A 14,589-nucleotide genomic window follows, 5' to 3' on the forward strand; every position below is an offset into this window, starting at 1 on the left:
AGGCGGTTTTTTTATGGATTAGACAATTGCAGAAAGATCACAATCTTTTTTAAATGGACATGCTTCCCCAACCACAAGATTTTCAAGTAGATTTTGAATATTCTGTAATTGGAGAATTTTTTCACCAATGACACTGAGCTTGTCTTTTAAAATCATATGAAATTGTTCTGCTGGAATTTCATTAACGTTGACCAAGTCTAAAATCTGTTTAATTTCAGCCAAAGTAAAACCTAGATTTTTAGCGACTTGAATCAGTTGTAATTGCTGTAAGTCTTGTTTTGAATAATCCTTATAACCATTATTTCGTGTCAATGGGCGGATAAGATCAAGCTTTTCATAAAAACGAATGGTATCCCGACTGAGATTTAATTGCTCTGATAATTCACCGATTAACATCACTTGCTCCAAATTTTATGTATTTGCAAGAAACACTTGACTGTGGAGTGTACTCCATCCTTTAGCTTAAGTGCGAGCATATAAAGGGTGTATAAAGTGATGCAAAATAATCAAAGTGTAGAAAAAGTTGCCTTGGTGGTTGGTGCAACAGGGTTTATTGGTAAATTTCTTGTAGCGCGATTACTTCAAAGCAATGACCAAGTTTTTGCCTTGTGCCGTCGTCTCGATCAGCAAGAGCCGAGTTTGAGAATGTGGCTGGAAAAACAAGGAATAAACCATCAAAAATTATTCTGTTTACAAGGCGATGTTACCTTGCCTGATTTGGGTATTTCAGTTGAAGATTGGAAACGGCTTGCTGAGCTAAATTATTTATTTAATACCAGTGCATTATTTGCATGGAACCTTTCAATACAACAGGCAAGGGAAGTCAATGTTAAGGGCTTAATCAATTTACTTGAATGTGTGAACGAACATTGCCAATTGAAACGGGCAATTCATCTTTCTGGCTATATGTTGACACTCACTCAGCACTTACAGGATGCTGGAGTCTGTTTAGAAAATATCGAGAGTACGAATTGGAGGCAGGTGTACCAAAAACTGGGTGCTTATGAGGCTTCTAAAATTGAAGCTCATTTTGCGTGGGTGAAATGCGCTCAACAGTTGAACATTGACTGGACAGTGATTCATCCTGCAACAGTAGTAGGGGATGAAAATTATGGTGAAATTGCAGAAAACCAGCCAATTGCTCACCTGATTACCCAGCTTAAACAGGGTAAAATGACCGCAATTCCTGCAACCCCTCAGCATTATTTACCTTTGGTTTCCGTGACAATGTTGGTCAATGCGATATGCAAAGCATCTCAGGATCAACTTGCAATTCATCAAGCTATATTGATTGCCAATCCTACTCAGATTTCTTTACAAGCGCTTATTCATAATGCAGCTCACAGATTAAATCTAAAAGCACCGCAATATTTCGTCTCGCTGAGCATTTTAAAAGTGATTTTAAAATGGAAGTGGCTTGCTCAAAAGCTGGATCTATCTGCTGAGATGTTGAATTTCATCCGAACTGAGCAATTAAATATGGATCAGTTTTTAACATTAAATCAGAAATGGCAAATACCAGAAACCAATCTTAAACAGAGCATTGCACTGACTGCAGAATGGGTGGATCAGAATCATCAGATCTAGCAATAAATTGCCCATTTCAATAAATGGGCAATTTATGATTATCGTGTCGTATAACCACCATTGGCAAAAATAGTCTGACCTGTAATCCACCAACCCTCTGTCACTAAAAAACGTACCAAAGGTTCAATATCTTCAATCTTGGTTAGACCACCCAGTGCAGAGGCAGATTTATGATAGGCCACCGCTTCAGGTGCTTCTTGTCCATAGAAAAATGGTGTATCCATTGGACCCGGTGCAACAGCAGTGACGGAAATACCACGATCGCCGTACTCTTTCGATGCTGCACGTGTATAGTGCTCGACAGGTGCTTTTAAGCCTTCATAGGTTGAATACAATCCTGTATAGGCTGCTAAAAGGCTGGTCACGATAGAACAAATTTTTCCACCATTGTTAAGATGTTTACCCGCAGACTGAATGAAGAAATAGGCAATTTTATTGTTAATGTCATTCATCGAATCAAACTCTTGTTCAGTTGTTTCAATCAATGGTTTTTTGAGTACTCGCCCTACGGTATTAATCGCGATATCGACACCACCAAAGATTTCTTTGGCTTTGATGAACAATGTTTCGATATTTTGAATATTGGAGAGGTCTGCTTGTATCAAGGTTGCATTAACGCCAAGTTGTTCAATGGCTTTGAGTGTTTCTTCGGCATCTTTTTGGGTTTCTAGGCTGTTGTAGTGAATGACAAGATTTGCACCTTGTTCTGCAAATTTACGTGCGATCAGACCACCTAGGTTTTTAGCGCCACCTGTAATAATCACTGTTTTGTCTTTTAAATTGTGCTGTGCCATTGTTATTTTCCAGTTTTGATAAATGATGCTGAAATTCTAAAAGCTATTTTTTATTCTAAATAGTGATTAGAATCGAATAGATTGTTTGAAAAAATTGAATAATAAATGGATAAAATTGAACGGCTAAAAATTTTTTGCTTAGTTGCAGAAAAGCATTCATTTGCCCAAGTTGCTAAAGCGCTGGATTTACCACGTTCAACAATTACCTATGCAATACAAGGCTTAGAAAAAGAATATCAAGTCTTGTTGTTTAATCGCACCACGCGGAAAGTTAACTTAACCAATGATGGGGTTCAGTTTCTTAAAGAAGTTCAACAATTGATTTTTCAGGCTGAAGGGCTGAATAAGTTTAAATTAAAAAATCGCCAATATAAGGGGCAAGTTAAAATTGGCTTACCATTAAGAATAGCAACGCAATATCTTCTCCCTGATCTGCATGAATTCTATGCAAAGTACCCCAATATTAAAGTCTCAATTTATAGCCACGATCATTATTCAGATTTAATTGAACAACGACTAGATTGTGTGCTTCGTGTTGGAAATGTGATGAATGAAAATCTAATTGTGAGACCTATCACAGAGGTTGATTTATATACGGTGGCTGCTCCAAAATACTTAAATACATTGGAGAATATTCTAGAAACAGCGCCGTTAAATCAACATATTATGATCGGTTATCAAATGAAAAATATGGATTCAGATTTTGGAAGTCTGGTATTTAAAGATAGCCAGATCAAACTTCCTTATCAACTTTCAGTTGAGGATACCGAAAGTTATTTACATGCGGGCTTGCAAGGGTTGGGGATTATCCAGATTCCAGCTTTTGATGCAATCCCGTTTATCGAGACCAAACGATTAACTCGAATATTTGAGCAAGAAGCATGCTTAAAAATACCCATTAATTTTCTTTTTTTAGAAAGAAAATATCGACCCGTATATTTTCAATTCTTTATTGATTGGTTAGAGAATTTATTGAAACAGAAGCTTGCGAATCATACTGAGCTGTTGTCGTTTAAATCGTGAAAATTGTTGCTGAGTAATAGTTTCGGTACTCAAGGTGGGCTTAATAGATTGGTCAGGTAGTTTTGTTTAAGTGTTAATTGTTCAATGACCAGTTGTTCTGAGTCATGATTATTTTTGAGTAATTCAATATCCGCAATCGTTTGAGACAACAAGGCTTGAAAATCATCTGCTTGTAATAAATGTTGAGAGAGGGTAATTGCATCTGTCTTAAAATCATAATTTAGACTAATTTTTTGCAGGAGGTTTAATGCAAAAGGCGGACAAAGTAGCGCATCGATGAAAAGATAGCTGAATTTTAAGTTGGACAAGTATAGTTGTTTTCGTTGAACAAAAATCCAAGTGATATTGATCAGGTTAATCGCATAAATGCTCAGGATTAAAATTGCTAAATATAGATAACTGCTTTTATAAATCAACGCAATAGGTAATAAAACCAGTGTTAACACTGTATTTAAATAAATCATCGGCTGCAACGGTTTTAAGATCTTTTGTAGATTTAGAATAGCCCCGATCTCGTTGTCCGCAACTTGTTGGTGATCTTGATGATGGGTCAGTTGCCAGCGAACTTTAAAGCATAAATAATGTGGGCAAAATGGCTGAGGAATAATCAGAAATTTTTTGAAGATGCTGACGTGATTGACCAGCATCTGTGACTTAAACTTTGCGGTAAAACCGTTGAGAAGATAAAATTCATTATAGAAACAAAGTTTGGCCGAATCATAGAGATAAAATCCGACTAAACCCAAAATAATAAGATAATCAAATGCGATCATTATTCTTTATTTCTTTTAAAAATCTTCCCGATAAAACCAATGCAAGCAGCAACGCCAACAAGGATAAACTTCCAAGTCGCTGCAAAGAAAGCAGCAATGACCGCCCAAAAACCTTTTTTAGTCGCAACGGCGGCAGCACCACCTACCACTAAAGCAGCTAGACCATATTCTGCTACTTTGTCGCCTGCTTGGAATTCGGTGTAACGTTCGCCTGAGTTATATTGGAAGCCTTTGATGGAGTTTTTAAAGGCTTGAATATTTCTATCTAGATTTTCAGGATCCGATACCAAGGTTGCACTCATTACACCGGTACGCCCCAGAAGACGTACGGTATAGTTTATGGTTTCCATATTATCTTCACCACGGACTTTTAATGCCCATTCAAGATGTTTAGATACAGGATCATATTTTGGAGGGACAGCCCAACTATCTGTATAAAGTTTATCAAGCCCTAAACGCACACGTTCAGCATTGGCTGCTTCATCATAAGATTTTAATTCTTTTAACAATGCATCAGCATCAATTTTCTCATCATCTTTGACGTAGCCTGACGGTTCAAAGTCAAAGGTCGCCCACCATGAATCATCCTCTGCGACCAGTACATTGGTACTGCCTGAAGTGAGATTACCAGTAAGCTCTAAAAATTTATCTGAATTTGAAATATCAAGAAAACCATCACCTTTGATTGTGTTTAGTGTGGCGACATCAGCAAGATTTTCCTTTTTGGGTCCAATTTGCCAATTCAGTTTGGAATATGGGCTTTCTTGCTGCGTTTGTGTACTTTGGTCAGGTGTCGTGCTTTGTTCTGTTGTTGTGGTCGTTTCCGCATAACTATAAACAGGTATGAGTGTGCTCGTGCTTAAACTTAGACAAAGCAAAACGGCATGAGTAACAGGTTGAAGCTTTAAGTTAAATTGTTTTTTTAACATGGTGGTCTCATTTTCTAATTGGTTATGTCTCTGATTATTTGAATAGCTTCGTGTTGTTAAATTTAAAATCAATGATTTTTTCTTTAATATTGAATGCGTGAAGTTATTCTTAGTGCTTAGTTTTTCTAATATTATTTTATTTATTCAAGATTTTCAATGTCTGTATTTGAACGGATAGTCTACTCAGTCGAATATCCGTTCAATGGCTTAAATTACCAATGTTCACCAGGGAACAAACGCGCATATGCTCTTTGTACCAGATTCAATTTTTGTTGCTCACCTACAGAAGCAGTCGAACTTGGGAACAAATTAAAGCCAATTGACATTAATTTGTTATTGATTCCAGGTGCAATCGAATACGTAATAGAAGCTAAACGGCCTAAGTTTGTCGCAACTTTCTTCGGACGTTTCACAATCGCATAAGCCACTAAATCTGCTGCTTGTTCGGGCGAAAGTGTTGGTACATATTTATAAATTTTAGTTGGTGCAATCATCGGCGTGCGAACTAAAGGCATATAAACTGAAGTAATCGCAATTTTATGAGAATGTACTTCCGCAGATAAACAACGGCTAAATGCATCCAATGCTGCTTTTGATGCAACATAAGCAGAGAAACGAGTTGCGTTTGCCAACACACCAATTGAACTGATATTGATAATTTGACCGTCTTTACGAACCATCATTTGCGGTAAAATATTCAAAACTAAACGAACTGCGCCAAAGTAATTCAGCTGCATCGTACGTTCAAAATCATGGAAACGATCAACAGATTCATGTACCGCGCGGCGAATCGAGCGACCTGCGTTATTGATCAAAATATCAATATGATCAACAGAGGCAATGATTTGTTTAGACACTTCATCAATAGCATCCATATCATTTAGGTCGCAAGGGAAAATATCAGCCTGTCCACCTTCAGCCTGAATTTCAGCTTGAACTTCTTTCAATGTTTCTTCAGTACGAGACACTAAAAGTACATGTGCACCTGCTGCTGCGAGTTTTTTTGCAACCGTTAAACCGATACCACTAGATGCACCTGTGATTAGTGCAATTTTACCTTGAACCTTTTTTTGAAAAAGTTGCTCTAATTTTTGATTCATAGCTATTTTCCTGATTCTACTGGCATAAATATATGCTGTATTTTTTTGTTTCGGGTGATTGGGTCTTTGTTTAAAAGATGATCACTTTTGTTGGAAGGCAATAATATACAAAAAAAATAAAAATACTAGTATTAAGTGACTGAATTTATAAAATATTTTTAGAGTAAATACTCTATTATATTTTTACTTATTTCGTGATTTTTACCATATAAAAATGAGTATTAAAAGCAAAAAATCAATCTTGCTGTATAAAACATAACCAAATAAATTCACTTGAAAATTTGAATATATTTTTAAGTAAACAGAGTTGATTTCAACTCTGTTTATAGATGGATATATGTAATATTTTTATCGTGATTTACGAAAAAGCAAGCTCATCATATGCTTTTTTTAATTGTTCTTTGGCGTGGGTATGACCTTGATGTGCAGCTTGTTCAAGCCACTTTTCTGCATGACTATAACTTCGGTCTAACCCAAGTTGTCCATTTAAGTAGCTGAGTCCCATTTTATACTGAGCTTCTTGATCTCCACGCAAAGCAGCTCTTAAATAGCACCACATCGCATTACGATTTGCGATTTCATCTAAACTTAGATTTTGATCTTCAAAATGATGTGCTTGCGCTTTTTCGAGAGCAGCTTCGGAAGCATTCTGTTCAAATGCTCGACGAGATGTTGAATCTCCTAAAAAACGGTTAAAAATATGTACCAACATATACAACCTCCTTGCTAATCCATTAACAAAGTAAAAGAGACTGCTAATCACAAAAAAATGATTAGATATAATTAATCTAGCTGATTTTTTACACTTTGCAAATAGTTAAATGTAATTTGTCAATTGCGATTTTTACACATTTGTTAAAAAATACATTATTTAACAAACCAACAATTTTTATTTAAATGATTAAATCACGCACTGTAATTTTATTACATTGAGAAAATTTGCTATATTTAGGTTGTTTTTTGATTTCGGATAGAATCTGTGAAACGCTCAAGTGTTTTCATCACAGTCTTGCTTAGTTTGTTTATGTTCCAAAGTCTTTGGAATGTAGCGGCAGCTTTTTGTGATCATGAAAGCACTACACTTCCATCGCAAAGTCTGATGAGTCAGCATTTTGGACACCATAATGCACCTGATTGTACTCAGGATCAGCAGCAGCATCCGCAGCTATTGGATGTGTATGGGATAGATAAACCGATTTCAGATCAGTCCGCATTCAAACAATTATCAGCACATCAACATGATGTGCGTTCCAGTGATTTCCTCAATCATATAAATGATGATCATCGTGACCATTTGCCTTCCTTTGCGCATTTTATTGTGGTTGATGATCAGCAACAAACAGCGCAGCCTAAGTTTATAGGCTACCCTGAATCTCGCTTTATTGGCTGGAATAATTTGTACCAGTCACCTGATCTATATTTGCCTAATCCTCCGCCTCTCTCATCCCCGCTATAAGGTGGGGTAGCCAAAAAGATTGCCCACCGCTAATGGTTTAATTTAGTGGGGCATTTTTATGTCAAAAGAAATACGTAATTTAGTACAAAAGCCTGTATTTGGTTTTAGGCCGTCTTTGCTCAGTGCACTGATGTTGAGTGTGATCTCATCTTTTAGTTGGGCAGACAACACATCTCAAGCATTAACCTTACAACAGGCAATTGCAAAAACTGAGCAATATCAGCAAACGCAAAATGTCTGGCAAACGCAGCAGCAAATTGCAACAGCGAACATTAAACAAGCAAAACTGTGGACAAATCCAGAGTTATCCGTATCGCAAACGGGTTTTGGTTCCAATCAAGATCAAGAGCTTTCAATTGGTGTTTCTCAACGATTGGATATTTTTGGTGAACGTAAGTCAGCACAGAGGTTGGCGCAACTTTCAAAAGATCAAAGTGACTTAAATCAGCGGATTTATCAGGCTCAACTTGAATTGGCTGTGAAATACCAATGGTCACAGCTGGCGATTTTTGAGTTAGAACGCAACGTGGTCCAAGAGCAGCTCAACGTCAGTGAAGAAAATCTGAATGCGATTCAGAAGCGCTATCAAGCGGGGAGTGTGGCTCAGGTTGATGTAGATCGTGCCAGACTGAGTCATGCAGAAAATGCACGCTTATACCGTCAAGCCGATTTGCAGGTGCAAGTTGCCAAGCAGCAATTGTCCAACCTTTGGGGGGATGCTGATAAATCGATTCGTATCGGTTTAAATCCTCAATCTTTATGGCCGTCTTCGACACACCAACAGGTACAAGAATATCTCGCAGACAATCTTTTTGAAAAATCACGTCAGTTACAGGTGTTGCAAGCAAAAGCGACAGTGGCGCAACTCAAAGCTTCGGCACGGCCTAATCCAACTGTGAATTTAGGCGTGAATCGTACTCGATCACCTGAAACCTCGACTGACAATGCTTTAGTTGTGGGGGTTTCTATCCCATTGAATATTTTCAACCGCCAGCAATATGGTGTGCAAATTGCGCAAGCAAAGCAGGATTTACTCAGTAGACAACAGGAATTTTATCTCCGCCAAAATGCTTTGCAGGTGGGAACCTTGTTGACTGAATTGCAAGGACTGGAAGTACAGTTTAAAGCAGTCGATGAGTCTCAGATTCCGCTTGCAGCTCAGGTTCAACGTAAAACTTTGCAGGGGTTTACTGTCGGTAAATTTGCCGTTAACGATGTGCAACTCGCAACGTTACAGCTGCAAGAAGTGCGTTTGAGAAAAGTGCAATTATTGAAAGATGGCTGGCAACGTGCCATTGAAGCGGAAAGTCTGAGTCTCGGTATTGAACCAAGTCAAATCATGGCAAAAGACGCTTTAGCACAGATCAATCAGAGTTTATGGCAGGACACACAAGCTTTACCAATCGTGGGTGGGGGAAAATAATATGCTGAATCAATTTAAATCTTTTAAACTTCAGAAAGGCAAAATTTCTCAACGCCTACTGATCATCATCACTATTGTGATGACTGCTCTTATTGCTATGGGTTTGTTCTTTTCATCTAAAAAAGCAAGTAGCAAAGATGCTGGTGAAAATGAAGCTGGGCATGCTGAAGAAGGGCATTCACATGAAGAAAATGCTAAGGGAACCACCAAAGACGGTGCGGAAGAAGCGAAGCACAGTGAAGAAGAGGGTGGCGAGAAAGAGAATGCTGAAGCCATTAGCTTGACCGCGCAACAGATCACTGAACAAGGAATCAAACTTGCTAAAGTAGAGATGGGGACCGTTATAAAATCGGCTTCTTATCCTGCAAAAGTCATGGTCAATACCGATCGTCAAGCACATGTATCACCTGCATTTAGTGGGCAGGTGGTTGCCGTCAATGTTGAGTTGGGACAGCGTGTGCAAAAAGGGCAGGCATTGGCGACCTTGGTGGTGCCTGATTTGGTTGATCAGCAGGCAAATTTACAGGTTGCACAAACAAGCTTAGAGCTGGCACGTCAGGACTATGAACGAGAGCGCCAGTTATGGTCACAAGGTATTTCTGCCAAGCAGGATTATCAACGGGCTTACAATGCTTACAAGCAAGCACAGATTCAGGTACAAGCCACCAGATCTCGTTTATTTGCTTTTGGTGCCTCATCAAGCAGTAATGGTCGTTATGTTCTCACAGCACCAATTGCAGGCATTATCAGTAAAAAAGACTTGGTCATGGGTGAAAATGTACAGCTTGCTAGCCAGTTATTTATCATTGATCAACTGGATCAGCTATGGCTTGAATTTATTGTACCAAGTTCTGAGTTTTCAGCGATTGCACCCAATCAACAGCTTGAATTTAAGTCACTGCAAACGGGGAATACTTTTAAAGCACAGATTCAAAGTTTAAATAGTGAAGCTGATGTGCAGACTGGACGTTTACAAGTGCGTGCCAAAGTGCTGTCAAATGCAGCTGAATTGCGCCCGAATTTGATGGTCAATGTTCAGCTACAACAGCAAGGCACTGCTCAAGCATTACGTGTACTCAAAAGTGCCATACAGAAAGTTGAAGGAAAGGATATTGTTTTCGTTTCCAGTGAGCATGACAAGAAAATCGAGTTTACTGCACAGCCTATTGTACTGGGTCAGGTATCCGGTGATGGTCAGTGGATTGAAGTGAAGTCTGGTCTGACTCAAGGGCAGCAATATGCTGCTCAGGGCAGCTTCTTGCTGAAATCTGAATTAGAAAAAGGAGAGGCGAGCCATGGGCATTAATGATTCTTCTGATTCTAAGTTAGATCTCGATGCGGATTCAGCATTACCTCAACCTGAAGGATTATTTGATCGACTGATTCAATTTTCGATTAAAAATGCCATTTGGGTCATGCTGTTTATTGTGGCATGGATTGGCGTAGGGATTTACGGTTATCAAAAATTACCGATTGATGCTGTACCCGATATTACCAATACCCAAGTGCAAGTGAATACCCAAGCGGCTGGTTTTACCGCATTAGAAGTTGAACAAAGGATTACCTATCCCATTGAAACTGCGATGGCGGGTTTACCCAAGCTAGAATTGACTCGTTCTATTTCCCGTTATGGTTTATCGCAAGTGACCATTATTTTTAAAGATGGGACGGATATTTATTGGGCACGACAACAGATTAATCAACGCTTACAAGAAGCTCAAACCGAACTGCCAGATGATATTGCACCGACAATGTCCCCTGTATCGACAGGGTTGGGTGAGATTTATCAATGGGTGATCAAGGCTGAGCCGAATGCGAAAAAACCTGATGGTACACCCTATACCGCAATGGATTTACGTGAAATTCAGGACTGGATTGTACGACCACAGCTACAACGGGTTCCCGGCGTTGCAGAGGTCAACTCGATTGGTGGCTTTAATAAAACCTATGTGGTCACACCTGATTTAAATCGTTTGCAACAATTACAAATCCCTGTCAGTGATCTACAAAACGCTTTAACTGGAAACAATGAAAACCGTGGTGCTGGTTTTATTGAAACCAATGGGCAGCAATTGACAGTGCGTGTTCCAGGAACCTTAAACAATATTGAAGACATTCAAAATGTAAGTATCGGCAATAAAAATGGTTTTCCGATCCGAGTTGCAGATGTAGCGACTGTTTCGATTGGACATGATCTACGTACAGGTGGTGCAACTTACAATGGCGAGGAAACAGTACTCGGTATCGCCATGATGATGATGGGTGAAAATAGCCGTACTGTGGCGAAATCAGTGGATGCCAAAATCAAGGAAGTTCAGCAATCTTTACCGAAAGGTATTGTGATCCAAACTGTATATGACCGGACAGCTTTGGTCGAACGTGCGATTAGTACAGTGCAGAAGAACCTTGTAGAAGGGGCAATTCTGGTTATTGTTATTTTGTTCCTATTTCTTGGTAATTTCCGTGCAGCGTTAATTACTGCATGTGTGATTCCGTTATCGATGTTGTTTACTTTGGCGGGTATGGCCGAGCAGAAAATTAGTGCCAATCTGATGAGCTTAGGCGCACTGGATTTTGGGATCATTGTGGATGGTGCGGTTGTTATTGTTGAAAACTGTATTCGGCGACTGGCAGAGGCACAGCATGCAAAAGGCAGATTACTCTCACGAGCAGAACGGTTTAAAGAAGTTTTTCTTGCGGCTAAACAGGCACGTCGCCCTTTAATCTTTGGTCAATTAATTATTCTGGTGGTGTACTTACCTATTTTTGCCCTGTCTGGTGTTGAAGCGAAGCTCTTTCACCCAATGGCTATGACGGTGGTATTGGCACTGGTGGGTGCAATTATTCTTTCAGTTACTTTTGTCCCTGCTGCAGTGGCCTTATTTGTTAATGGTGAAGTTAAAGAAACAGAAAGTCGCTGGATGCTGTGGTTAAAGCAAAAATATGAAAAACTACTCAATTTAGCCTATAACTTTAGAATGTTAGTCGTCACCCTTGCGGTGAGTATTCTGTTTTTAACGGGCGTGCTTGCCACGCAAATTGGCAGTGAGTTTGCACCGACCTTGAGTGAGGGCGATTTTGCAGTGCAGCAAATGCGTTCGCCAAGTACTGGTCTAGAGCAGTCTTTACGTATGCAGGAGAATACTGAAAAGTTATTGCTCAAAGAATTTCCAGAAATCAAAGCCATATTTGCCCGTACAGGGACGGCAGAAGTGGCAACAGATGTCATGCCACCTAATATTTCCGATGCTGTGGTACTGTTAAAGCCACGTGATGAATGGAAGAATCCAAAGCAAACCATTGATGAGCTACGGCAACGTATGATTGCATTTCTTGGTACATTACCCGGAAATAATAGTGAGTTTTCTCAACCGATTGAGCTGCGTTTCAACGAATTAATTTCTGGTGTGCGAAGTGATGTGGGGATCAAGATTTTTGGCGATGATATGGAGGTGTTGAATCAGCAAGCCACTAAGATTGCACAACAAATCAAAGGGATTACTGGCGCAACTGCCGTCAATGTGGAACAGACTTCAGGCCTACCACTTTTAAATGTTGAAGTGAACAAAGCCGCGGCAGCGCAATATGGTCTATCGGTGAGAGCGATTCAAGACTTGGTGGCAACCAGTGTCGGCGGGCAGAATGTTGGTCAAATCTTACAAGGTGACCGTCGTTTCGATTTTGTGATTCGTCTGGATGATGCTCAACGTACACCTGAGCATCTGGCCGTTTTACCTATTCAAACACCAAATGGTGGTCTAATCCAACTTCAGGATGTGGCTAAAGTTGAAAATATCCTCGGTATTAATCAGGTCAGTCGTGAAAATGGTAAACGTCGTGTGGTCGTGACTGCCAATGTCGAAGGGCGCGATTTGGGCTCATTTGTCACCGAATTACAATCGACTTTGGCGAAGCAGGAAATGCCTGCGGGTTATTGGTTGAGTTATGGTGGACAGTTTGAAAACCTAACCTCTGCGAAGGCACGTATGCAGCTGGTCGTTCCGCTGGCACTGATAACTATTTTTGTGTTGTTGATGGCCGTTTTTCATAACTTTAAGGAAAGTTTGCTGGTGTTTACCGGTGTGCCATTTGCACTGTGTGGCGGTTTGATTGCACTGTGGCTTCGCGGTATACCATTGTCGATGTCTGCAGGTGTGGGCTTTATCGCGCTCTCAGGTGTGGCAGTATTAAATGGTTTGGTAATGTTGACCTTTATTAAGGAATTACGTCAACAACTCGATGTTTATCAGGCCACATGGCAAGGTGCAATTTTACGTTTAAGACCCGTATTGATGACGGCTTGTGTGGCATCGTTAGGTTTTGTGCCGATGGCGTTGGCTACAGGGACGGGTGCGGAAGTTCAGCGTCCACTGGCAACCGTGGTGATTGGCGGCATCATGTCATCCACTTTACTGACTTTGGTGATTTTACCAGTGATTTATCGTTGGATGAATGAACGTAAAGTTAAAGCACAAACGAATGGTTGATCATTAATTTAAAAATAACCTCACCGTTCTTAGCCAAGAAGGGTGAGGCATTGAAACTGTATAGACAGTTTATTATTGACTGACAGGCAATACACCTAAACTAATGATGGTGTAATTTTGATTTACAGGTTGAGTGGTTTTGTTAAATGCTTCACTGACTTCAAGCAGATATTGCCCTGAATAAGGAAAAGTGACTATTGCTGAACCATCTTGAGCAACTGGAACTTTTTGTGCTTGTTTATCGGTTTGCCCTTGAGCACGGATGAGCAGTTCAGCATTTTTGAGTGCTTGTCCTGATTTTTTAATCAAGATTTGTACAGGTTGCTGCGCAGTAATGCTGTTGGGATGGGTTTTAAATTCGACTTGTATTGCAGCATCAGTGTTGTTTTGAATAGGTGACGTTTTTTCTTTAGAAATATAGCTTTGGATTGACCATTCTCGGTTAATGGTGATTGGTACAGGCGGTTTCTTAAAGTCAGCAGGAATCACATATTCGCGTTCAGCGATCTTACCTGCTTTCTCAGCAGGGACATCAAAAAGCATTTTCCATTCTTTATTATGTTGGACATATTTGAGTGGGAAAGACGCTTTACTGAACAGGTGATAGGTGCCTGCTTGTGGTAAGGCTAAGTCAAATACTGTAGCCGATTTTAAAGTGCTTGCAGCTTCAACTTGTAACTTGCTTTGATTTGGTTGAATCACGTTGAGCGCGGTTTGTTTCATGGCATGTTCTGCATTCAGTGCTTCTTCAGCATAGGATGCAATCACTGGGATTTGTGTATTTGTGGTGTTATAGCCCAGAGGTGCAACATAGGGTTCATGTGCATAACTATAAGAGCAAAGAAGTACAGAAAGGTAGAGGTATTTTTTCATTGTCGATATTCCATTAACAGGGGTATTTTAACTGTGGAAAATATAGTCGCTATTATATAGAAGAAACTTTATTATTGATAATAATAATTATTATCAATAATAAATAGAAAAAATATTCAATATTTTGATAAAACAAAATCAGAG

13 protein-coding genes are annotated in these 14,589 nt (G+C 39.5%); 6 read left to right on the top strand and 7 right to left on the bottom strand.

Features of this window, described 5'->3' with window-relative positions:
• Positions 1-18: 18 nt before the first annotated feature.
• Complete coding sequence (locus PYV58_RS01310; RefSeq protein WP_004725368.1) at positions 19-396, bottom strand: MerR family transcriptional regulator; 378 nt, start codon at positions 394-396, stop codon at positions 19-21.
• A 99-nt stretch (positions 397-495) separates the two neighbouring features.
• Here PYV58_RS01310 and PYV58_RS01315 point away from each other — a divergent pair, with 99 nt between their 5' ends.
• Entirely contained in the window at positions 496-1,587 is a 1,092-nt protein-coding gene (locus PYV58_RS01315; RefSeq protein WP_034616835.1) for an SDR family oxidoreductase, read from the top strand.
• Between the two features lie 38 nt (positions 1,588-1,625).
• Here the strand turns inward: PYV58_RS01315 and PYV58_RS01320 are convergent, their stop codons facing one another.
• Positions 1,626-2,381, bottom strand: a complete 756-nt coding sequence (locus tag PYV58_RS01320) for an SDR family oxidoreductase (RefSeq protein WP_034616832.1) — start codon at positions 2,379-2,381, stop codon at positions 1,626-1,628.
• Positions 2,382-2,486: 105 nt separating this feature from the next.
• On the opposite strand from PYV58_RS01320, the gene PYV58_RS01325 reads away from it, so the two are divergent.
• Positions 2,487-3,404, top strand: coding sequence for a LysR family transcriptional regulator (locus tag PYV58_RS01325; protein ID WP_034616829.1), 918 nt, complete (start codon positions 2,487-2,489; stop codon positions 3,402-3,404).
• A gap of 29 nt (positions 3,405-3,433) precedes the next feature.
• On the opposite strand, the gene PYV58_RS01330 is transcribed toward PYV58_RS01325, so the two are convergent.
• From PYV58_RS01330 to PYV58_RS01345, 4 genes are all read right to left on the bottom strand, one after another.
• Positions 3,434-4,177, bottom strand: a complete 744-nt coding sequence (locus PYV58_RS01330; protein WP_051671089.1) for a hypothetical protein — start codon at positions 4,175-4,177, stop codon at positions 3,434-3,436.
• Complete coding sequence (locus PYV58_RS01335; RefSeq protein ID WP_034616857.1) at positions 4,177-5,106, bottom strand: DUF2167 domain-containing protein; 930 nt, start codon at positions 5,104-5,106, stop codon at positions 4,177-4,179. Before PYV58_RS01335 ends, PYV58_RS01330 begins: the two co-directional genes overlap by 1 nt.
• A gap of 212 nt (positions 5,107-5,318) precedes the next feature.
• Entirely contained in the window at positions 5,319-6,206 is an 888-nt protein-coding gene (locus tag PYV58_RS01340) for an SDR family NAD(P)-dependent oxidoreductase (RefSeq protein ID WP_034616823.1), read from the bottom strand.
• 358 nt (positions 6,207-6,564) lie between these two features.
• Positions 6,565-6,918 (bottom strand): SEL1-like repeat protein, encoded by a 354-nt coding sequence (locus tag PYV58_RS01345; protein WP_004816626.1) that lies wholly within the window; start codon positions 6,916-6,918, stop codon positions 6,565-6,567.
• 267 nt (positions 6,919-7,185) lie between these two features.
• Here PYV58_RS01345 and PYV58_RS01350 point away from each other — a divergent pair, with 267 nt between their 5' ends.
• Genes PYV58_RS01350 through PYV58_RS01365 form a run of 4 tightly spaced genes read left to right on the top strand, consistent with a single transcriptional unit; the run spans position 7,186 to position 13,572 of the window.
• A complete protein-coding gene (locus PYV58_RS01350) occupies positions 7,186-7,662 on the top strand; it encodes a hypothetical protein (protein WP_004816629.1) in 477 nt (158 codons plus the stop codon).
• Between the two features lie 58 nt (positions 7,663-7,720).
• On the top strand, positions 7,721-9,085 hold the full coding sequence (locus tag PYV58_RS01355) for a TolC family protein (protein WP_034616820.1): 1,365 nt from the start codon (positions 7,721-7,723) through the stop codon (positions 9,083-9,085).
• Position 9,086: 1 nt separating this feature from the next.
• Positions 9,087-10,391 (top strand): efflux RND transporter periplasmic adaptor subunit, encoded by a 1,305-nt coding sequence (locus PYV58_RS01360; protein WP_034616817.1) that lies wholly within the window; start codon positions 9,087-9,089, stop codon positions 10,389-10,391.
• Positions 10,381-13,572, top strand: coding sequence for a CusA/CzcA family heavy metal efflux RND transporter (locus tag PYV58_RS01365; RefSeq protein ID WP_034616814.1), 3,192 nt, complete (start codon positions 10,381-10,383; stop codon positions 13,570-13,572). Before PYV58_RS01360 ends, PYV58_RS01365 begins: the two co-directional genes overlap by 11 nt.
• Before the next feature lie 72 nt (positions 13,573-13,644).
• On the opposite strand, the gene PYV58_RS01370 is transcribed toward PYV58_RS01365, so the two are convergent.
• Positions 13,645-14,445, bottom strand: coding sequence for a DUF4198 domain-containing protein (locus tag PYV58_RS01370; protein WP_034616811.1), 801 nt, complete (start codon positions 14,443-14,445; stop codon positions 13,645-13,647).
• Positions 14,446-14,589: the final 144 nt, after the last annotated feature.

The sequence above is a fragment of the Acinetobacter sp. TAC-1 genome (assembly GCF_029025845.1).
GTDB lineage: Bacteria > Pseudomonadota > Gammaproteobacteria > Pseudomonadales > Moraxellaceae > Acinetobacter > Acinetobacter guillouiae.

What these genes read in the sequence shown, in the direction of transcription:
- PYV58_RS01310 (WP_004725368.1), bottom strand. Translation starts at nt 396, where the DNA reads ATGTTAATCGGTGAATTATCAGAGCAATTAAATCTCAGTCGGGATACC.
- PYV58_RS01315 (WP_034616835.1), top strand. Translation starts at nt 496, where the DNA reads ATGCAAAATAATCAAAGTGTAGAAAAAGTTGCCTTGGTGGTTGGTGCA.
- PYV58_RS01320 (WP_034616832.1), bottom strand. Translation starts at nt 2,381, where the DNA reads ATGGCACAGCACAATTTAAAAGACAAAACAGTGATTATTACAGGTGGC.
- PYV58_RS01325 (WP_034616829.1), top strand. Translation starts at nt 2,487, where the DNA reads ATGGATAAAATTGAACGGCTAAAAATTTTTTGCTTAGTTGCAGAAAAG.
- PYV58_RS01330 (WP_051671089.1), bottom strand. Translation starts at nt 4,177, where the DNA reads ATGATCGCATTTGATTATCTTATTATTTTGGGTTTAGTCGGATTTTAT.
- PYV58_RS01335 (WP_034616857.1), bottom strand. Translation starts at nt 5,106, where the DNA reads ATGTTAAAAAAACAATTTAACTTAAAGCTTCAACCTGTTACTCATGCC.
- PYV58_RS01340 (WP_034616823.1), bottom strand. Translation starts at nt 6,206, where the DNA reads ATGAATCAAAAATTAGAGCAACTTTTTCAAAAAAAGGTTCAAGGTAAA.
- PYV58_RS01345 (WP_004816626.1), bottom strand. Translation starts at nt 6,918, where the DNA reads ATGTTGGTACATATTTTTAACCGTTTTTTAGGAGATTCAACATCTCGT.
- PYV58_RS01355 (WP_034616820.1), top strand. Translation starts at nt 7,721, where the DNA reads ATGTCAAAAGAAATACGTAATTTAGTACAAAAGCCTGTATTTGGTTTT.
- PYV58_RS01360 (WP_034616817.1), top strand. Translation starts at nt 9,087, where the DNA reads ATGCTGAATCAATTTAAATCTTTTAAACTTCAGAAAGGCAAAATTTCT.
- PYV58_RS01365 (WP_034616814.1), top strand. Translation starts at nt 10,381, where the DNA reads ATGGGCATTAATGATTCTTCTGATTCTAAGTTAGATCTCGATGCGGAT.
- PYV58_RS01370 (WP_034616811.1), bottom strand. Translation starts at nt 14,445, where the DNA reads ATGAAAAAATACCTCTACCTTTCTGTACTTCTTTGCTCTTATAGTTAT.